This is a genomic window from Paraburkholderia sp. NPDC080076 (genome assembly GCF_050281145.1).
Taxonomy (GTDB): Bacteria; Pseudomonadota; Gammaproteobacteria; order Burkholderiales; family Burkholderiaceae; genus Paraburkholderia.
Window position 1 is genome coordinate 68,940 of sequence record NZ_JBNNWQ010000003.1, and the last position, 20,263, is coordinate 89,202.

General features: G+C 63.4%; 18 protein-coding genes. 14 read left to right on the forward strand and 4 right to left on the reverse strand.

Annotated features, from left to right (window positions below; translation table 11 throughout):
• Positions 1-27 precede the first annotated feature (27 nt).
• Positions 28-264 carry a hypothetical protein gene (locus ACQKRQ_RS12605; RefSeq protein ID WP_427477253.1) on the reverse strand — a complete coding sequence of 79 codons (237 nt, stop codon included), beginning with the start codon at positions 262-264 and terminating at the stop codon, positions 28-30.
• A 192-nt stretch (positions 265-456) separates the two neighbouring features.
• Between ACQKRQ_RS12605 and ACQKRQ_RS12610 the strand changes: the two genes are divergently transcribed.
• From ACQKRQ_RS12610 to ACQKRQ_RS12630, 5 genes are all read left to right on the forward strand, one after another.
• Positions 457-2,427 (forward strand): hybrid sensor histidine kinase/response regulator, encoded by a 1,971-nt coding sequence (locus ACQKRQ_RS12610; RefSeq protein WP_427477255.1) that lies wholly within the window; start codon positions 457-459, stop codon positions 2,425-2,427.
• 198 nt (positions 2,428-2,625) lie between these two features.
• Positions 2,626-3,804: an acyl-CoA dehydrogenase gene (locus ACQKRQ_RS12615; RefSeq protein ID WP_427477257.1), complete on the forward strand. Its 1,179-nt coding sequence runs from the start codon at positions 2,626-2,628 to the stop codon at positions 3,802-3,804.
• Between the two features lie 24 nt (positions 3,805-3,828).
• Positions 3,829-4,434, forward strand: coding sequence for a class I SAM-dependent methyltransferase (locus ACQKRQ_RS12620; RefSeq protein WP_132374255.1), 606 nt, complete (start codon positions 3,829-3,831; stop codon positions 4,432-4,434).
• A complete protein-coding gene (locus tag ACQKRQ_RS12625) occupies positions 4,431-5,087 on the forward strand; it encodes a glycosyltransferase (RefSeq protein WP_132374256.1) in 657 nt (218 codons plus the stop codon). Before ACQKRQ_RS12620 ends, ACQKRQ_RS12625 begins: the two co-directional genes overlap by 4 nt.
• A 38-nt stretch (positions 5,088-5,125) precedes the next feature.
• Entirely contained in the window at positions 5,126-5,620 is a 495-nt protein-coding gene (locus tag ACQKRQ_RS12630; RefSeq protein WP_132374257.1) for a DUF421 domain-containing protein, read from the forward strand.
• 9 nt (positions 5,621-5,629) lie between these two features.
• Here ACQKRQ_RS12630 and ACQKRQ_RS12635 read toward each other — a convergent pair whose 3' ends face one another.
• Positions 5,630-7,027, reverse strand: coding sequence for an MFS transporter (locus ACQKRQ_RS12635; protein WP_427477260.1), 1,398 nt, complete (start codon positions 7,025-7,027; stop codon positions 5,630-5,632).
• A 228-nt stretch (positions 7,028-7,255) separates the two neighbouring features.
• Here ACQKRQ_RS12635 and ACQKRQ_RS12640 point away from each other — a divergent pair, with 228 nt between their 5' ends.
• Positions 7,256-7,408: a hypothetical protein gene (locus ACQKRQ_RS12640; protein ID WP_165923831.1), complete on the forward strand. Its 153-nt coding sequence runs from the start codon at positions 7,256-7,258 to the stop codon at positions 7,406-7,408.
• 296 nt (positions 7,409-7,704) lie between these two features.
• Here ACQKRQ_RS12640 and ACQKRQ_RS12645 read toward each other — a convergent pair whose 3' ends face one another.
• A complete protein-coding gene (locus ACQKRQ_RS12645) occupies positions 7,705-7,845 on the reverse strand; it encodes a hypothetical protein (RefSeq protein WP_165923832.1) in 141 nt (46 codons plus the stop codon).
• A gap of 491 nt (positions 7,846-8,336) precedes the next feature.
• Between ACQKRQ_RS12645 and mprF the strand changes: the two genes are divergently transcribed.
• From mprF to ACQKRQ_RS12680, 7 genes are all read left to right on the forward strand, one after another.
• Positions 8,337-10,889: a bifunctional lysylphosphatidylglycerol flippase/synthetase MprF gene (mprF, locus tag ACQKRQ_RS12650; RefSeq protein WP_427478308.1), complete on the forward strand. Its 2,553-nt coding sequence runs from the start codon at positions 8,337-8,339 to the stop codon at positions 10,887-10,889.
• Entirely contained in the window at positions 10,886-12,148 is a 1,263-nt protein-coding gene (locus ACQKRQ_RS12655) for a virulence factor family protein (RefSeq protein ID WP_408289994.1), read from the forward strand. Before mprF ends, ACQKRQ_RS12655 begins: the two co-directional genes overlap by 4 nt.
• 67 nt (positions 12,149-12,215) lie before the next feature.
• On the forward strand, positions 12,216-12,440 hold the full coding sequence (locus ACQKRQ_RS12660; RefSeq protein ID WP_427477263.1) for a hypothetical protein: 225 nt from the start codon (positions 12,216-12,218) through the stop codon (positions 12,438-12,440).
• 216 nt (positions 12,441-12,656) lie between these two features.
• Entirely contained in the window at positions 12,657-14,231 is a 1,575-nt protein-coding gene (gene ilvA / locus ACQKRQ_RS12665) for a threonine ammonia-lyase, biosynthetic (protein WP_408180734.1), read from the forward strand.
• A 241-nt stretch (positions 14,232-14,472) separates the two neighbouring features.
• Complete coding sequence (locus tag ACQKRQ_RS12670) at positions 14,473-15,651, forward strand: 4-hydroxybenzoate 3-monooxygenase (RefSeq protein WP_427477265.1); 1,179 nt, start codon at positions 14,473-14,475, stop codon at positions 15,649-15,651.
• Positions 15,652-15,862: 211 nt separating this feature from the next.
• Positions 15,863-16,519 (forward strand): TetR/AcrR family transcriptional regulator, encoded by a 657-nt coding sequence (locus tag ACQKRQ_RS12675; RefSeq protein WP_427477267.1) that lies wholly within the window; start codon positions 15,863-15,865, stop codon positions 16,517-16,519.
• 183 nt (positions 16,520-16,702) lie between these two features.
• Positions 16,703-17,482, forward strand: coding sequence for a ParA family protein (locus ACQKRQ_RS12680; protein ID WP_427477269.1), 780 nt, complete (start codon positions 16,703-16,705; stop codon positions 17,480-17,482).
• 22 nt (positions 17,483-17,504) lie between these two features.
• Here ACQKRQ_RS12680 and ACQKRQ_RS12685 read toward each other — a convergent pair whose 3' ends face one another.
• On the reverse strand, positions 17,505-18,755 hold the full coding sequence (locus ACQKRQ_RS12685; RefSeq protein ID WP_427478310.1) for an Hsp70 family protein: 1,251 nt from the start codon (positions 18,753-18,755) through the stop codon (positions 17,505-17,507).
• 277 nt (positions 18,756-19,032) lie between these two features.
• Between ACQKRQ_RS12685 and ACQKRQ_RS12690 the strand changes: the two genes are divergently transcribed.
• On the forward strand, positions 19,033-20,169 hold the full coding sequence (locus ACQKRQ_RS12690; protein WP_342960346.1) for a porin: 1,137 nt from the start codon (positions 19,033-19,035) through the stop codon (positions 20,167-20,169).
• Positions 20,170-20,263 lie beyond the last annotated feature (94 nt).

Sequence of the window (20,263 nt, forward strand, 5' to 3'; positions counted from 1 at the left end):
CGCTACCGGCTCTTTTCTACATGCCACTCATTTCCCGGCGGGTTGACTCGTGGCCGCGGCCGCGCTAGCTTCCTTGTCCTTCTTCTTGGCCTCGTGATGGCCGACCGCGCAGCCGGCGGCCGCGCCCGCTACGCCGTGGCCGCCCGCGACGTGGCCGGCGACGCCGCCCACGACCGCGCCTTTCGTACAGCCTTCGGCCTGCGCGGCACTGTGGGTGAGTGCCAGCGCTGCGGCGAGAGCGAAGGTGGTGAATGCTTGTTTCAATTGCGGCTCCTGGTTTCTGATGAGTGTGCGATCAGCGAGTAGCAATTGCGGGGCCCGGCGATTGCCCTCGCGCTTTTGTCGGCGCGGAAGACGGCGCCGGACTTTTCGCGTAGGCCTCAGGTAAAACCATAAGCGAAGCGGACGGTGACTGGCGGTGTATGCTTTTGGACGTAGCCTTTATTCCGGACCACCATGAAACAGCTTGATGTTCCCTCTGCCGGCGAAAACGGCAAGCCTGCCAAGGCCCCGACCGTGGCCCGCCCGAGTGCGATTGCCGACGTCGACTACTGGACGCTGGTGCAGGCGATCGAAGACTATGCGATCTTCCTGCTCGACGCGACCGGGCGGATCGTTAGCTGGAATGCCGGGGCACAGAAGCTGACGGGCTACACGGACGAGATCGTCGGCCGGCACTTTTCGTGTTTCTATCCCGATGAAGCGGTGGCGCGCGGCTGGCCCGCCTACGAACTGCAACAGGCGTCGCTGACCGGCCGCTTCGAGGACGAAGGCTGGCGGGTCCGCAAGGACGGCACGACCTTCTGGTCGAACGTCGTGATTACGTCGATCCGCAACGACGCGGGCATTCTCACCGGCTTCGCCAAGATCACGCGCGATCTGACCGCGCAACGCGAGTATCTGGAAGCGCTGCGGCAAAGCGAGGAGCGGTTCCGCTTGCTGGTCGACTGCGTCAAGGACTATGCGATCTTCATGCTCGATCCGCAAGGCCACGTGGTGAGCTGGAACGCCGGCGCTGCGCGCATCAAAGGCTATTCGCGCGAGGAAATCGTCGGCCAGCATTTCTCGGTTTTCTACGCGCCTGAGGAAGCGGCGGCAGGCAAGCCCGCGCGCGAACTGGCAATCGCCCGGCAGATCGGACACGTCGAGGACGAAGGCTGGCGCGTGCGCAAGGACGGCACGACCTTCTGGGCCAACGTCGTGATCACCGCGATGCATGACGAGTCGAACCGGCTGCGCGGCTTCGCCAAGGTTACGCGCGATCTGACCGAGCGGCGTCAGCGCGAGGAACTGGAGCGTTCCGGCGAACGCATGCGGCAGTTTCTCGCGACCCTCGCTCATGAATTGCGCAATCCGCTCGCGCCGGTCCGCAATGCGATTGGCGTGATGCAACTCGAAACCGGTGTCAGTCCCACGCTGGCGCGTTCGCGCGACCTGATCGATCGCCAGGTCACGCACCTCACGCGGTTGGTCGACGATCTGCTGGACGTCGGCCGGATCATGTCGAACAAGGTCGAGTTGCGCCTCGGCCGTGTGGATCTGGCCGAGGTGATGGCGCGCGCGATCGAGGCAGCCCGGCCGTTCACCGATGCGCACGAGCAGCGGGTCGTGCAGCATATGCCGGACGAGCCGGTGATCGTGCGCGGCGACATGACGCGTCTCGTGCAGGTGTTGCAAAACCTTTTGCACAACGCGGCAAAGTTCTCGCCGGTGAGCAGCACCATCGACGTCGTGGCGCGTATCGATTACCACATGGCCGTGCTCGAAGTGCGCGATGCCGGTTGCGGCATTCCTGTGCGCTCGCTCGACAAGATCTTCGAGCTGTTCGCTCAGGAGAAGGAAGGGCAGAATGCCGGCGAGGGCGGTCTCGGCATCGGCCTCACGCTGTGCAAGTCGCTTGTCGAGATGCACGGCGGCAGCATTATCGCGAGCAGCGAAGGGGCGGGTTGCGGCAGTACCTTTACGCTGAGTCTGCCGCTGGCCGCCGCGCCGTCCGAAGCGACGGGCGATGAGGCGAACGCGGCGAACACCCAGGTCGCACCACTGCGCATTTTGCTGGTCGATGACAATTGCGATTCGGCCGACAGTCTCGCGATGCTGCTCGAACTCAAAGGCCACGAGGTGCGCATCGCCTACGAGGGCGAGCAGGCGGTCCAGGTCGCGCCGCGCTTTGCGCCCCACCTCGCTGTGATCGACCTTGCCATGCCGAAGATGGACGGCTACGCGACCATCGCGGCGCTGCGCGCGATGCCCGAGCTTGCCCACACCCTGTACGCCGCCATGACCGGCTTCGGCCACTCGAGCGATCGCGAGCGCACCCGTGACGCCGGTTTTCATGCGCATCTCGTGAAGCCGGTGGAGCTCGAGCTGTTCGATGCCTTGCTGGCCGAGGTGGAAGCGCGGCGCAGCGGGCGCGACCCCGGCTAGCCGTTCGAGCAACGCACGCTTCCTTCATACGAGAGCAGTGTGATGGCTGGCTTGCATCGGCATTCCTGATTCCCGAAGAAAGGTGTCACGTGTCCAGGCGTTTCAGCGCCTGCGGCACGCCGCTTGCTGAGCGTCTTTTGTGCGCGGCGGCCCTTGAGAGTCCGCCGGCACTCGATCGAACAGCTTCAGGGAGGCACGATGCTCGATACGCGTGATCGTGCGGCCGGCGTCAACGCGCGGCCGCCGCAAAGTTCCGGCATGACCGCGTCTCGCGATTCCCATACAGCGGCGAGCAGGGCCCGGAAAAATGCGCAACCTGCCGGGTCGCTTGAAAATTTTCTGCGTGACACGCGCTTCGATCCCAATGACCCCGCCGCGCTCGGCGATGTGTTGCGGGCGCTGGTCGAACACGGGTATGACCGCGCGCCTTTTGTGCCCTTGCCGGGTCGCGGCGAGACGCGCTCGCGCTGGCGCGCCCTCGCAGCAGTGGCCGCGTGCGATCTCGGACTCGTCAAGCTGTTCGAAGGCCACACGGACGCGCTTGCGATTCTCGCCGAATTGCATGGGCCCACGCCGCCTGTGGGAAGCCGGTGGGGTGTCTGGGCCGCCGAGCCGCCCGATGCGCGCGTGCAAGCGACCAAAGTAGGAATCCGAAGCGATGGCGAGGGCCTTCGTCTGGTAGGCACAAAAGCCTGGTGCTCGGGCGCTGGTGTCGTCACGCATGCGCTGGTTACCGCGTGGCTGGACGATGAACCGGTGCTGGCGGCTGTCGCGATGGATCAGCCATCTATCTCTATCGACACGTCGAAATGGCAAGCGGTCGGCATGCAGGCCACGGCAAGCGCTGACGTGACCTTCGACCAGGCGTCGGCGACGCTCGTGGGCGGCGCGCATTCCTATGTGCGGCGTCCAGGCTTCTGGCACGGCGGCGCCGGTATTGCCGCGTGCTGGTATGGGGCCGCCGCGCAGATCGGCCGGATGCTGCGCGACGCATCCACGCAGCGCGCGGATCCACATCGGCTCGCCCATCTCGGCGCGGTCGACGTGGCATTGGCCGCGGCGGCCGCGGTATTGCGCGAGACCGCCGCGCGCATCGACGCCAATCCGTCGACTGACTCGCAACGCGAGACGATGCGCGCGCGCCTCGTGGTCGAAGAGGCCGCGATTGCCGTGATGACTCACGCAACGCGTACCCTCGGTGCCGGCCCGTTGTGCCGCAACGCGCGCTTCGCGCGTGCGCTGGCGGATCTGCCGGTGTTCCTGCGGCAGAGCCACGCGGAGCGTGATCTGGCCGCGCTCGGTGAACTGGTTGCAGCGGCGGGACAGGGCGACGGTCGTGACGATCACGATGCCGGAGGTGCCCCGTGGACGCTTTGACGCCATGCACGGAGGGCCGCTGACATGAGCTCTCCGGTCACATACTTCGATGAACTGTATCAACAGAGCGACGATCCGTGGAAGTTGCGCGAAGGCTGGTACGAGAGCCGCAAGCGCTCGCTCACGCTCGCGTTGCTGCCGCGTCCGCGTTACCGGAACGCGTTCGAGCCCGGTTGCGCGAACGGCGAACTGACCGTCGAGTTGGCGAAGCGCTGCGATACGCTGCTTGCCGCCGATCTGCACGAACGCGCGGTGCAGCTTGCGCGCGAGCGGGTCGCGGGCGCAGCGCACGTCCGCGTCGAACAGCGCACGGTGCCGCGCGAATGGCCGACGGAAGCCGGACCGTTCGATCTGATCGTGATCAGCGAGTTCGCGTATTACCTCGATTCGGCGGAGCTCGAATCACTGGCTTCACGAATCGCCGCTTCGCTCACTACAGACGGCACGCTGCTCGCATGTCATTGGCGCCGTCCCTTCGCCGAAGCGCTCGAATCCGCCGATGCCGCGCATGCGCTGTTCGATACGCGCTGCGGCCTCGCGCGTCTCGCGCATCATGATGAAGCCGATCTGCTGATCGACGTCTGGTCGCGCGACGCACGGTCGGTCGCGCAGCGCGAGGGGCTCCTATGATCGGCGTGATCGTTCCGGCGCATAACGAAGAGGCGTTGCTGGCGCCTTGCCTCGCGGCCTTGATCGCTGCCTCCCGCCATGAGGACCTGGCGGGCGAAACAGTGCGCATTGTGGTCGTGCTCGACGCTTGCGACGACTTCACCGGCGCGATCGCGCGTGCCTACGGCGTCGAGACGCTGGCGCTGAAAGCGCGCAATGTCGGTATTGCGCGCGCAACCGGCGCGGACTTCCTGCTGGCGGATGGCGCGCGCTGGCTCGCGTTCACCGACGCCGACAGCCGCGTCTCGTCAGGCTGGCTGGTCGCGCAGCTTTCGCTGGATGCGGACGCGGTGTGCGGCTCGATTGCCGTCGACGACTGGACCGCGCACCCGCACAGCGTGCGCGAATACTTCCGCAAGACTTACGTCGATGCCGACGGTCATCGTCACATTCACGGTGCGAACCTCGGCGTGTCGGCCGACGCCTACCGGCGCGCGGGCGGCTTTCCACCGCTCAAGTGTAGCGAGGATGTCGCGCTGGTCGACCGGTTGATCGCGATCGGCGCGCGCATCGCGTGGAGCGCGGCGCCGCGCGTGATTACGAGCGCGCGCGCAGCGGCTCGCGCTCGCGGCGGCTTCGGCGATACGCTGGCGGCGTGGGCGGCCGCCGGGTAAGGGGACGCCGCCGGCTGTCGCTGCCAAAGGAGGGCGACATGATGGACGCGATCTTGCTGCTATTCGGTCAAGGCAGAACGCTCGATCCGCTGCAGATGGCCATGCGCGCGATCGTCGTGTTTCTGATCGCGCTAGTGCTGATCCGGATCTCGGGCCGGCGCTCGTTCGGACAACGCTCGCCGTTCGATTCGGTGGTGGTGATACTGCTCGGCGCGACGTTGAGCCGGGCCATTGCCGGCGCGTCGCCGTTTATCGCCACCGTGGTCGCGTCGTTCATGATCGTTGCGTGTCATCGGCTGTTGGCGTGGGCGTGCATGCGCTCGCCCGGGCTGGAGCGGCTGGTGGGGGGCGTCGAACGCGAGGTGTTCAGCAACGGCGCATTCAATACGCGCGAGTTGGATGCGGCGCTCATTACCCGAACCGACGTGCACGAAAGCGTGCGGCAGAAAACCGGCTCACGTTCGATGGACGACGTGGCCGCGGCAATTCTCGAACGCAACGGCGAAGTGAGCGTGATCCGCAAGAAGGCTTGAGGCGACCGGTCAGCCCCGGCCGCCGCGCGAGATTTCCTCACCCGCGCCGTGAGGCATGCGCAGCGTGACCGGAATCGACGCGAACGAGCACAGGCCGACCACCAGAAACGCCGGCCAGAAATCCGACCATGTGATGCCCGGATGCCCATGCAGCACGCGCGAGATCTGCAGCACGATACCGCCGATCGTCACGCCGAGGCCGAGCGACATCTGCTGCACGACGCTGCCGAGACTCGTGGCGCGGCCCACGTCGCGAGTGGCGATTTCCGCGTAGGTGAGCGAGTTCAGACTGGTGAATTGCAGCGCGGGGAAGAAGCCGCCCAGCAACACGACCACCCAGATGATCCAGGTCGGCGTGCCGGGGAAAAATAGTCCGCAGGCCGCAATCGAAAGCCCCGACAACGCGGCGTTGACTACCAGCACCGAACGGAAGCCGAAGCGGTGCAGCACGCTTGAGGCGACCGTGCGCATGAACATGCCGCCGAACGCGGACGCGCACGTGATCAGGCCGGATTCGAACGCGCTCATGCCGTGGCCTTCCTGCAGCATCAGCGGCAAGAGGAACGGCAATGCGCCGAGGCCGATCCGAAACAACGAACCGCCGAGCACGCTCGCCTGGAACGTCGGCACCTTGAAAAAGCGCAGGTCGAGCAGCGGCAGTGGGACGCGCTGCGCGTAGGCGACATAGGCCGCGAGCAGAACCGCGCCGCACGCGCACATGCCGAACGCGTCGCGATTCGAGATCAGTTCGCCGCCGACCAGTGACAGCCCGAGCAGAAGCAGCACCGCACCCGCCGCCGACAGAAAAAAACCGACCCAGTCGAGCGGGCCGGGGTCCGGTTCGCGCGTATTGGCGATGTGCTTGTTGGTCAGATAGATGCCGAGAATGCCGATCGGCACGTTGATGAAGAAAATCAGGCGCCAGTGCAGATAGGTGGTGATAAAGCCGCCGAGCAGCGGTCCCGCGGCGGGGCCGAGCATCGCCGGGACGCTCAGATAGTTCATCGCGCGGATGAAGTCGGACTTGTGCACCACGCGAAAGATGATGATCCGCCCGACCGGCACCATCATCGCGCCGCCCACGCCCTGCACGAAGCGCGCAAGCGTGAAGGTGGCCAGAGAATTCGACGCGGCGCACAGCAGCGAGCCCGTCACGAAGATGCCGATCGCCGTGCGAAAGATCGTGCGCGCGCCGAACCGGTCGGCGAGCCATCCGCACACGGGAATGAAGACGCCCAAGCCCAGCACATAGCTGGTTACCGCGATTTTCAGCGTGACCGGATCGCGCCCGAAGTCGCGTGCCATGGCCGGTAGCGCGGTGACGATCACGTTCGCATCGACGCTTTCCATGAACATCGCGCACGCGACGATAAGGGGCGCAATCAGAGCTTTCTGGACGGCGGTCATGACGGCGGGCTGCGGCGAACGGCCGCGGGCAAAGGGGCCATTATTGCACCTGTACGGTGCGGATTGTTAACAGCGCACAAGCCGATGCCGCCCTTTTTAAGATCGTGTCGTTGTAATTGTGACCGTCGCGCAACAGTCTGCGGTTTTATTGATATTTGTTGCAGTGCGGCAGGAGATGGCTATAATCGGGTTATTGCCTAGGTATAAACCCTATACAGGAGTCCCGCCATGAACACCGCTTCCAACGCTTCCGCTGTCCGCGCTACCGTCGCCGCCAACAACACCTTCTTTGGCAAGCTGCGCGCCTTGGCATTGCATGCACTGAATCTGCACCTGCAAAACTGCGCTGTGATCGCGGAAGCGCATCGCCGTCCGGAGTAAGACAAAAAGCCGCGCGCCACACGCGCAGACCGATACAGCAGGGCGCAGACATGCGCCGCGTCTGTCATGCGCACGGCGCCACGGTTTAGCGTCGTTTTTGCGTGATTCATGCCCGCCTGGCCGCGATATCACCGCGGCCCGCCGGCACGTGCAGCGAACGCTGTGCGATCTGGTTTCATCATTCAAGCTTCTTTGCAGCGGCGGCACGCGTGCAGTTCGCACCGTGTGAGCGTCATTCGTGACGCCGCTCGTGTTTCCGACCTCGTACGGCAACCGCCCGTACTTTACGGCTCGGTTTAGTCGCGGGCGCGGCTCGACACCCTCACTACGGCCTTGCGCTCCATGGTCGCTCGCGTGGCCAGTGCGCTCATCAACAGCGCCATCGACACCAACCCGACCAGATACACGCCCGCCATCATCCAATCCTGTTCCGCCATCTTCATTCTCCTTCGAGTACCTGATTTCACCCGGCAAGTGCGCCGCGTTTCACTGAGCTATTGCTCTCGATTACGGCACGCGAAGAGAAAATCTTGATGCCGCGTTTCAACGCTTCGAGCGATAGGCCATGCCGCGCGCAATCGACGCCACGTCGAATCTTCATTCGCCGCGCGCAAATAGCGTTTAAACTTCAGCCCCCTGTCGACAAGCCGGCGCGCCTCATCGCGGCCCAATCGGCAATATCGACCGTTTTTATGCACGCGGATTGCTGCGCCACGTCGCGCAGTGCATTCAAATTCAATGGGCGGGCCAGGTTAAACCCCTCGATACGGCTGACGCTGTCAACCTTTTTACCCCTGTGCCGTTATCCATTTGTAATCGCCAATAACCGGCGACGCCGCGAAGGACAATCCGTCGCGACAGTTCCACGCAAGGCCCTGCATTGACCATGTTCCATCGATATAACTATAAATTCGACCGGCTAGGCGCGATGTTCGACCGTGCATCGAAAACGCTCAGCAGCAGGGGATTTCTCTCGCCTGTGCTCGCGCTCGTGATTGGCGCGCTGCTGCTGGTCGTTTTGCAACACCTGTCGCAAGCAGTCGACTATCGCTCGGTGATGCGTCAATTGCGTCAGCTGACGGCCAGCGAGTGGACCGCCGCGCTCGGCGCCACCGCGCTCAGCTATGTGGCGCTGGTTGGCCGCGATGCCGTCGGTTTGCGCTATCTCGGCGCGGTCGTGCCGCGTGTGGCGCTGTGGATCGGTGCGACCGCCGGCTCGGCACTCGGCAATGCCACCGGCTTCGGCGCGCTCACTGGCGGGGCCGTGCGTGCGCGCGTCTACGGCGTCGCGAGCATCACGCCCGCGCAGATCGGCCGCATGACGGTGTTCACGAGCGTGTCGCTCGCGCTCGCACTGGTGTTGATGACGGCGCTCGGCATGGTCGGCGTGGCTGGCACGCTCGCGCCGATGCTGCATCTCGAACCCGTCACGCTGCGTTGGATCGGCATGGCGCTGCTCGTCGTACTCGGATTGGCGGCCGCCGCCTGCCGCAGCGAAACGCGCCCGATGCGCACGCGCTGGGAGTGGCTCTCGTTCGATATTCCCGCGCGCCGCGACCTGCTTGCGCAAGTGGCGCTCGCGGTGCTCGACGTGGTGGCCGCCGGCCTCGCGTTGTGGGCATTGCTGCCGCATGCGGACGTGAGCTTCGTGACCTTCATCACGGTCTACGCCGCGGCCATGCTGCTCGGCATGATCGGCCACACGCCCGGCGGCGTCGGCGTGTTCGAAGCGGCGATGGTCTTCACGCTGAACGGCAGCGTGCAAACGCATCAGATGGTTGCCGCCTTGCTCGCGTATCGCGCGATTTACTTCGGTGTCCCGTTGATCGTCTCGGCTGCGCTGCTCGCCGGCTTCGAAGGCCGCGCGCTAAAAAGCCGGTTGCCGCTGCAACATGCCGCTGCGGCGTCGAAGCTCGCGCCGCTGTTCCTGAGTCTCGTCACGTTCGTGGTCGGCGGCATGCTGGTGATTTCCAGCGCGACGCCCGCGTTCTGGCAACGCATTCACATGCTGCGCGATGTGCTGCCGCTGTGGGTGCTCGAAAGTTCGCAGATGCTCTGCAGCGTGCTCGGCGTGGCGTTGTTGTTCGTTGCCCGTGGTTTGCTGCGGCGGCTGGACGCCGCGTGGTGGATGACGCTTCTGCTGGCAGTGCTGAGTCTCGCGTTGTCGCTGACCAAAGGTCTGGCGTTCGTGGAAGCCGGGGTGCTCGGCATGCTGGTCGTGTTGCTGCTGTCCACGCGCCGGCGTTTCAACCGTCATTCGTCGCTGTTCGCGGAGCGCTTTACGGCCGGCTGGCTGGTGTCGGTTGCGATGGTGCTGATGCTCGCCACGTGGGTCATGCTGTTTGCTTTCCGCGACGTGCCATACACGCGCGACCTGTGGTGGCAATTCGCCTTCGACGAACGCGCGCCGCGCGCGTTGCGCGCGACGCTCGCCGCGAGCCTGTTCGCCGCGACGTTCTCGTTCTGGCAGTTGCTGCGTCCCGCGCCGGGACGCTTCGTCAAACCGGCGCCGGAAGATCTGCACGACGCGGCGCGCATCGTGCGAGCACAGGAACGCAGCGACGCCGGTCTCGCGCTGATGGGCGACAAGAGCTTTCTGTTCTCCGAGTCGCGCAAGGCTTTCCTGATGTACGCGAAATACGGCCGCACGTGGGCCGCTTTGCACGATCCGGTGGGTCCGCGCGAAGAGTGGGCCGGTCTGATCAGCAAGTTCGTCGCGCTTGCGCATACGCACGGCGGGCGCGCGGCGTTCTATCAGGTGCGCGCCAACGCGTTGCCGCTTTATCTCGACGCCGGTCTCACGCTGATGAAGCTAGGCGAGGAAGCACATGTCGTACTCGACGATTTCGACCTGAAGGGCTCGCATCGCGCGCACCTTCGCTACGCGCTCAAGCGCGGCGAGCGTGATGGCTTTACCGTCGAAGTGATCGATCAGGCGAACGTGCCCGCGTCGCTCGCAACGCTGCGCGAGATTTCCGACGGCTGGCTCGACAGCCGCGACGCGCGCGAAAAGAGCTTCTCGGTGGCCGCCTTCACGGACGAGTACCTCGCCGCGCAATCGGTGATGCTGGTACGCCAGAACGGTGAACCGGCCGCCTTCGTCACCTTTATGACGACCGACATGAACACCGAGGCGACGGTCGGCGTGATGCGTCATGTGGAAAGCGCGTCGCCGTATGCAATGGAATATCTGTTCACGCAGCTGGCGCTGCATCTGAAGCAGGCGGGTTTCCGCTCGCTCAGTCTCGGCATCGCGCCGCTCTCAGGCATGCAGCCCACACCGCTCGCATCGCGCTGGCACCGGTTCGCCGGCATCGTGTGGCGCTTCGGCGGCCATTTCTATAACTTCCGCGGACTGCGTGCTTTCAAGAGCAAGTTCCAGCCGCATTGGGAGCCGCGCTATCTCGCGGCGTCGGGTTCGGTGGGCGTGTTCTTCACGCTCGCGGACCTGTCATTGCTGGCAGGAGGCCGGCGTTCATGACATTGCATTCGTTGTTCAAGCTCGCCGTGGCGGCGAGCCTCGTGACCGGCGGCGCGCTCGCGCACGCCGCGACCACTACCGTGTCCGGTGGCCGTTATGGCGACGTCACGGTGACACAGCCGACTGGCCCGTTGCGCGGCTTCGTGGTGCTGTACTCGCAAGCGAGTGGCTGGAGCGCGGCGGATCAGCAGAGCGCCGACGCGCTCGCCAAGGCCGGCGCGTTGACCGTCGGCGTGGACACCGCGCGCTATGCCGCTAATCTAAGTGCGAAGAAGGAAGCCTGCCATCAACTGGTGGGCGATGCGGAAGCGTTGAGCCATCAACTCGAACGTCAATCGCAATCGAGTCATTATTTCGCGCCGATCGTCGCGGGTACGGGCCAAGGCGCGACGCTCGCCGTGCACGTGCTCGAACAGGCGCCGTCCAATACGATCGCCGGCGCGGTCTCGGTGGGCGCCGACCACACGCTCGATCCGCGCTTTCAGCCTTGCCCGCCGGACCCGACGATTATCCGCGACAAGGTGCCGGGCTTCGTCGAAAAGGCGGCCACGGGTAACGCCGATCGCACCCGCCTCGTCGCATTGGTCACGCCGCATTTGCAAGCGGTGTCGACGAGCGACGACGACGTCTCCGATCTGCCGCTCATCGAATTGCCGGCCGCGCATCCGAACGGCCTCATGGCGATCGTGATTTCCGGCGACGGCGGTTGGCGTGATCTCGACAAGACGATCGCCCAGGCGCTGCAGAAAGACGGCGTCTCCGTGATCGGCTGGGACAGCTTGCGCTATTTCTGGAGCGAAAAGCCGCCTGCGCAAACGAGCCGCGACCTCGCGCGCGTGATGCAAACCTACGGCACGCGCTGGAATGCGCAGCATATCGCGCTGGTCGGTTATTCGTTCGGCGCGGACGTGATGCCGTTCGCCTATAACCGTCTGCCGGAAACGCTGCGCGCGAAGGTGTCGCTGATCGCGTTGCTCGGCTTCGCGCCGGATGCCGATTTTCAGATTCGCGTGGGCGGCTGGCTCGGCATGCCGGCAAGCGACAAGGCGTTGAAGGTCCAGCCGGAATTGACGCGCGTGCCGCCGGCGATCGTGCAGTGCTTTTACGGCGAGAACGAGAAGGACACCTTGTGTCCGGCGCTGACCAAAACCGGCGTCGAGGTGATTCGCACCTCGGGCGATCACCACTTCGGTGGTGATTACAATTCGCTCGAAAAGCGCATTCTCAACGCTTTCAGGAAGCAAAGCGGCGTGCATTGATACTCATGCGCGACGTGGAGCGCAAGAGAGTCCAACTACGCTGATACATGTTTCACTCGACGAAGGATTGGACGCGCTCGAAATTTATTTCGGATCCCGTGGTAATCGCTCAGGCAAGTTGAAGAACATCGACGTGAAACCGGTCGGCAAGCTCGACCAGTTTCTACACGAGCGTGTGTTGAATACGCGGTGCTCGGCCGCCTTGCCGGATCCTGGTTTGCGCGCCGTCGAGCGCATTTCGCCGCCACGCAAAGAGCACGCCGCGGCGCGCATAACAATCGACAGGGATTGACAAAGCGCCCCAAGTCAACGAAGATCGGCCACATGAACTGCCTCGACATCCGTATTGCGCTGATTATTAGCATCATTCATCGAATGGTGGGTTAGCGCGCGTCTGATAGCAGTGACACATAACCCGCCCCACGAGGCGGGTTTTTTTTATATCCGCTTGCAGCCTGCCTCCTGGTGAACTCTCTGCTGATTCGTCCTTGCCGCACAGGAGCTTGCCTTGTCGTTACACCAACTCAAACAGGCCGCTGAAGCCGCCGATAGCGTCGCGCTTCGTCACGACTACCTGAAAAAAACCCTGACCGCGCGCGTCTACGACGTGGCCCGCGAGACCGAACTCGAACGCGCGCCGAATCTGTCGGCGCGTCTGCGCAATCCGGTTTATCTGAAGCGCGAGGACAACCAGCCGGTGTTCTCGTTCAAGGTGCGCGGCGCGTACAACAAGATGGCGCATATTCCGGCCGAAGCGCTGGAGCGTGGGGTGATTACGGCGTCGGCGGGCAATCATGCGCAGGGCGTGGCGCTGTCGGCGGCGCGCATGGGCGTGAAGGCGATCATCGTGGTGCCTGTCACGACCCCGCAGGTGAAGGTCGATGCGGTGCGCGCGCACGGCGGTCCCACTGTCGAAGTCGTGCAGTTCGGCGAATCGTATAGCGACGCCTACGGACACGCAGTGAAACTGCAGGAAGAGCGCGGTCTGACCTTCGTGCATCCGTTCGACGATCCGTATGTGATCGCCGGCCAGGGTACCGTCGCGATGGAGATTCTCAGCCAGCATCAGGGCCCGATTCACGCGATCTTCGTGCCGATCGGCGGCGGTGGACTGGCCGCGGGCGTCGCCGCGTACGTGAAGTCGGTGCGCCCGGAGATCAAGGTGATCGGCGTGCAGACCGATGATTCGTGCGCGATGGCGGCGTCGCTGAAAGCCGGTGAGCGGGTCACGCTGAACGAAGTGGGTCTGTTCTCGGACGGCACGGCGGTGAAACTGGTCGGTGAAGAAACCTTCCGCCTGTGCAGCGAATATCTCGACGACGTGCTGCTCGTGAACACCGACGCGCTATGCGCCGCGATCAAGGACGTCTTCCAGGACACCCGCAGCGTGCTGGAACCCGCCGGCTCGCTCGCAGTGGCTGGCGCGAAACAGTATGCGGAACGCGAAGGCATCGAGAACCAGACGCTGATCGCGATCACGTCGGGCGCGAACATGAACTTCGACCGCATGCGCTTCGTGGCCGAGCGCGCCGAAGTCGGTGAAGCGCGCGAAGCGGTGTTCGCCGTGACGATTCCCGAGGAGCGTGGCAGTTTCCGCCGTTTTTGCGAACTGGTCGGCACGCGCAGCGTCACCGAATTCAATTACCGCATTGCGGACGCGAACTCCGCCCATATCTTCGTGGGCGTGCAGATCAGGAATCGCAGCGAGTCGGCGCAGATCGCGGGCGCGTTTGAAGCGCACGGCTTCGCCACCGTAGACCTGACGTTCGATGAACTCTCCAAGCAGCACATCCGCTACATGGTCGGCGGGCGCTCGCCTTTGGCACACGACGAACGTCTGTTCCGTTTCGAGTTTCCCGAGCGTCCGGGTGCGCTGATGAAATTCCTCTCGTCGATGGCGCCGAACTGGAATATCAGCCTGTTCCACTATCGCAACCAGGGCGCGGACTATAGTTCGATTCTGGTCGGCATCCAGGTGCCGGACAGCGAGAATGAAGCGTTCAACAAGTTTCTCGCCACGCTCGGTTATCCGAACTGGGAAGAGACGCAGAATCCGGTGTATCGGCTGTTTCTCGCGTCCTAGAGCGGCTCGGGGTTTACCTTGAGGTAGCGCAACGCTGTGCGAAGGATGAGGCGTCGGGTGAATGGGCCATAAGCCCCGTCTGGACAGCGTTTGGGCGCGATTTCGCCGATCGGCTGCATGTGCCCGAGCAAGGCTGCTATCTCAAAACTGGATACAGCCTATCCACCATATCGCGTTGCGCGATACAGTGCGTGATCGTCAAACTGAGTGCAAATCTAACGCTGCATTCAGGAGACAACTCATGCGCACCCAAGTTGGCATCATCGGTGCCGGGCCTGCGGGCCTGCTTCTTTCCCATCTTCTTCACCTGCGCGGTATCGACTCCGTCGTGCTCGAGTCGCGCAGTCGCGATCAGATCGAATCCACCATTCGCGCCGGCGTGCTTGAACAAGGCACGATGGACCTGTTGACCGAAGCCGGCGTCGGCGCACGGATGAAAGCGGAAGGCGCACTGCATCACGGCTTCGAACTGGCTTTCGACGGCAAGCGGCACCGCATCGACCTGACCGGACTCACGGGGCATTCGATCACGGTCTACGCGCAGCACGAAGTCATCAAGGATCTCGTCGCGGCACGCGTGGCCGACGACGGCAAGCTGCGCTTCGGCGTCTCGGAGACGTCGATTCACGGCATCGATACCGACACGCCGTCGATCCGCTATCGCCACGAGGGCGAAGCGTACGAATTGCAATGCGACTTCGTGATCGGCTGCGATGGTTCGCAAGGCGTGTCGCGCGCATCGATTCCGCAGGCATTGCGCAAGGACTTTGAGCGGGTGTACCCGTTCGGTTGGTTCGGTATCCTGTGCGAAGGGCCGCCGTCATCGGATGAATTGATCTACGCGCGTCATGAGCGCGGCTTCGCGTTGATCAGCACGCGCTCCCCGAATGTGCAGCGCATGTACTTCCAGTGCGATCCGAGGGACTCCGTCGAGAACTGGTCCGACGACCGCATCTGGGCGGAACTGCATGCACGAGTCGATTCGCACGACGGCCAGACAATCGTCGACGGCAAGATCTTTCAGAAGAACATTGTCGGCATGCGCAGTTTCGTGTCGAACACGATGCAACATGGCCGGCTGTTTCTCGCGGGTGATGCGGCGCATATCGTGCCACCCACCGGCGCGAAGGGCATGAATCTGGCGGTGGCCGACGTGCGTGTGTTGACCGAGGCGCTGAACGCGTTCTACGTCGAGAATCGCACGGATCTGCTCGACAGTTACAGCACGACCGCACTCAAACGCATCTGGCGCGCCGAGCATTTCTCGTACTGGATGACCAGCATGATGCACCGTATCGAGGGCGCGTCGCCTTTTGAGCAGCAGCTTCAGGTGGCCGAACTCGAATACGTGACGACCTCGCGCGCGGCGGCCACGGTGATGGCGGAAAACTACGTCGGCATCGCGGGCGCGCATGCGTGAGCGGGCAGGGCGCGTTGCATTGGATGATATGGCGACGCCTTTCGGCGACGATCTGATCGCGCTGAAAGACGGCTAGCCCGCTGGCGATAAAACTCGCCATGTCCGATCACGGCCATCGCTTTTTCTCCAGAAGATCCGCGTGCCCGGCGAACCTCTGGACCCGCGCCGGGAATGCGAGCATATTGCTCATATTCCCATTCAGGAGTCACACTTGGCTACTCGCATTGCCGCGCCACGCGGCGCGATGCGCAAAGCCCCGCAGCAAGCGCGTTCGCGGGCCACCATCGACGCCATTCTCGACGCGGCGGCTCACATTCTCGGCGAGCGCGGCTGGGAAGGGCTTACCACTAACGGCGTAGCGGAAGCGGCGGGCGTGAGCATCGGATCGCTGTATCAGTACTTCCCGAACAAGCTGGCGCTGATCGAAGCCGTGCGTCGCCGGCACTTCGACGATGTGCTCGCAGTGCTGCATGCCGCGGCGAACCTCGAAACCCCGCGCGTGAAACGCATCACGGTGCTCGTCGACGGCATGATCGCGGTACACAGCCGGCACCCGGCGGCACACCGCGTGCTGCTGGAAGAGAGCCCGCGCGGCGAGGATTCGCGTAGCGCTCACGATCGCTTCGATGTGGAATGCACAAAGGCGTACGAAACGCTGTTCAGGGCCAACGTTCGCGGCGTTGCCGAACGCGGCTGCGTGGGTGCGCGAGTGCTCGCAGGCGCCCTTGCGGGCGCCGTCCACGAAGCGGCACGGCAGGGGCAGCTTGCGTCGCCCGTCTTGCCGCGGGAACTCATCGCGCTGGTGGATGGGTACCTGTCGAGGCTGCGGCCGCTCGGCGAGAAGCCGGTCAGTCGACAAGCGCGTTAACCCCGATGCGCATCAACTCAATTCCGGACCATCGCCATGAACCAGATCGTATCGCCCCGGCATGGCCCGATTGGACGCAGGTGAAGGGCTTCGAGAACTATTCATAAGGCCGCACCTCGCGCTGTCATTTTGCCAGGGTAAGCTGTGCCTTTGGTGCGTTCTTCAAATAAGGGGCAGAGGTCCATGCGGCGTGTCATATTCAACCAGAAGGGCGGTGTGGGCAAATCGACCATCGTATGCAACCTGGCGGCCATCAACGCCAGCGAGAACCTGCGTACGCTGGTCATCGATCTCGACCCGCAAGGTAACTCCAGCCAGTATCTTCTTGGCAAGCAGGCCAGCGAACTCAAGCCCAACGTCGCGGACTTCTTCGAAACGGCCTTGAGTTTCAGTTTCAGGCCGACGCCGGTCTCGACCTTCATTCACCCCACGCCGTTCGAGAACCTCGACGTGATGCCCTCCCATCCGGATCTCGACACGCTGCACGGCAAGCTCGAATCGCGCTACAAGATCTACAAGCTGCGTGACGCGTTGAACGAACTGGATGAGTACGACGCGATCTACATCGACACTCCGCCGGCGTTGAATTTCTACACGCGTTCCGCGCTGATTGCGGTCGAACGCTGCCTGATTCCGTTCGACTGTGACGACTTTTCCCGCCGCGCTTTGTACACGCTGCTCGACAACGTCAAGGAGATTCAGCAGGATCACAACGCCGGACTCGAAGTCGAAGGAATCGTGATCAACCAGTTTCAGCCGCGCGCGAGTCTGCCGCTTCAACTGGTCGAGGAACTGATCAGCGAGGGCTTGCCTGTGCTGGAGTCGCGATTGTCGACGTCCGTGAAGATTCGCGAGTCGCATCAGTACGCGAAGCCGATGATTCACTTCGATCCGCGTCACAAGCTCGCCCACGAATTCATGGCGTTGCATCGGGAATTGATTGGAGCGGGCGCCGCGGGGTAACACCGCCGTCACGAATCTCCAGCTAACCGAACACCCGTTTTGCGTGGATGCCGAGGCCGGTAGCCACGCTCGCTAGCGGGTCGCCGAACACGAGTTCGGCTTGCGCAAACGCACCCGCAATCGCGCGCGTCAAGGACGCGAGCCCGGTCGAACCGCCGGTGAAATACACGGCGTCGACTTTACCCGCAGCGATGCCGGCCAGCCGCGCAGTCTCCCGCGCGGCGTGAACGATCCGTGTTCTTTCTTCGCGCGTGGCTTCGGCGAGTTGCTGTTCATCGAAAGCGACGCTCAGGCCCGGCTCGATCGGGTCGATCTCGATGAGCGTGTCGCCCCCGGCCGCAATCGCAATCTTTGCCCGTTCCGCGCTCGCGGCGAGCGCATGGCCGAGCCGCCGGTCCACCACCCGCATCAGCCGGTCATGATGAACCGGGTTTCGATACAGATGGCGCATGAGCCGAAGCTCGGTTTGCCGTTTAGGCGTGTAGAGCGAGTTGATCAGATGCCAGGTCGCCAGATCGAAGTAGGCGCGATTCGGTATTTCGCGTCCTTCGGTGTCCAGACTACGATACCCGGCCTCTCGCAGAATGGCCGCCAATTCGACCCGCCGATCCACGTCCGTTCCGGCGACATGCACGCCGTGATGCGCGAGCACATCTTCCTTGCGATCCATCCTCGACATTCGCTGCGGACCCACCCGCACCAGTGAGAAATCCGAGGTGCCTCCACCGATATCGGCGACCAGCACGATTTTTTCTTCTCCGAGCCGCGATTCGTAATCGAAGGCGGCAGCAAGCGGCTCGTACTGAAACTCGATGTCGCGAAAACCCACCGAGCGGGCGGCCGCTTCGAGCTGCCGTTGCGCGCGGGCGTCGGCGGCGGGGTCGTCGTCGACGAAGAACACCGGGCGCCCGAGCACGGCCTGATCGATCGGCGCGCCGAGCCGCGTTTGCGCACAGCCCTTCAGATGGCCGATGAACATCGCGATCACGTCGAGATACGGGATTGCCGATCCATCGCCCAAGGCCGTGCTGGATTCCGCGATGCCCGTCCCGAGAATGCTTTTGATGGCGCGCATCAGGCGGCCGTCGAAGCCGTCGACGTAGGCCGCCAGCGCGGCGCGTCCAAATACGTGAACCCGTTCGTCATGGTTGAAGAAGATGGCCGTCGGCAGGGTGGTCGCGCCTTTTTCGACGGATGCGAGTGCGATGCGGTTGCCGTCAGGCACCGCCACGGCTGAATTTGAGGTGCCGAAATCTATTGCGCAGTAAGCCATATCGATGCTGTGTGTCAGGAAAACCCTGGGTGTGTAAAATGTTGACATTTATCATAAAACCTTCGACACTCCGTTTCAAGTTGTGACGCACCAGCGGAACCGGCTCTCACGGCAGGTTGCGTCGCCGGAGCAGGCAAGTGCGGAATTCGGCTGTAAGGCAGTTGAAGGTGGAGGTTCGAGGGCGCCGGTTGAGGCCGAAACCCGAAGCGAGGAATTCCTTTCAATCTGATATAAAAATTAGGAGACTTAAGTGAACACCCACAAGGCTCAGAAGCTGATGTGTGCCGTAGCAATAGGAGGGTTGGCTGGCGCGGCCCACGCGCAGAGCAGCGTGACTCTTTATGGATTGATCGACGCCGGCATCAGCTACGTCAATCATGCGGAGAACGCGTCCGGTGGCAGCTCCAGTCTCGTCAAGTTCGACGACGGCATTAACGGTGGCAACCGCTGGGGTTTGAAGGGTGCCGAAGACCTGGGCGGCGGTTACAAGGCCGTGTTCACATTGGAAAATGGTTTCGGTCTGGGCGACGGTACGCTCAGCCAGGGCGGCGCGCTGTTCGGCCGGCAGGCTTTCGTCGGTATATCCAAAAGCGGTGTGGGCGCATTCACGATGGGGCGCCAGTATCCGTTCTCGCACGACTATCTGAACCGGTATTCGACCGGCGGCCTGACGGCCGGCGATGCTTATGAATATCACATCGACACGCTCGATCTGCTGACGTCGGTGCGGATCAACAATTCGGTGAAGTTCGACAGCGTGCGGTTGTACGGCTTCAAAGTCGGCGCGATGTACGGTTTTTCCAATGCGGCGGGCGAGTTCGGCGGTTCGAACGGCGACAACGGCAACGGCGGTTCGTCGCGGACGTACAGCTTCGGCGTCGACTATCGCAACGGGCCGTTCAGCATGGCCTTTGCCTATACCGACATCACGTATCCGTTGCAGGAAGTGCCGCCGCTCAAGCTGACGCTCGCCAATCTGGACCCGCTCGGCGAGCGTGATCTGCGAACCCTCGGCATCGGCGCCAAATATCAATTCGGCTCGGTGCTCGGTTACGCGCTATGGACCAACACGCGGCTCGAGAATCTGGACCACAGCGCCGCGACGCTCAACATCTACGAAGGCGGCGTGGTGTATCAGGTCAATGCGCCGCTGGTGGCCGCGCTGGGCTACACGCGCACGCAGGTTCGAGGATCTGCCACGGGCACGTGGAACCAGATCAACAGCAGTGTCGAGTATTCGCTGAGCAAGCGCACCAGCGTTTATGCGCTGGCGATTTACCAGAAAGCGTCCGGAACGAATGACGGCGTGCCGGTTCAGGCGATGATCGGCAAAACGACGAGTTACTTCGGCAACTCGGGCAGCGACGCACAAAACCAGTTGGCTTTCCGGATCGGGATGCGGCACCGGTTTTGAGGGGCAGGGCAGAAGCACGTCGGTGGGTGTCAGGTTGGTCTGAGGTGAAAATGTCAGTGAGATGGCAGGCGCGTCAGGCCCGCCGCACGGGCGT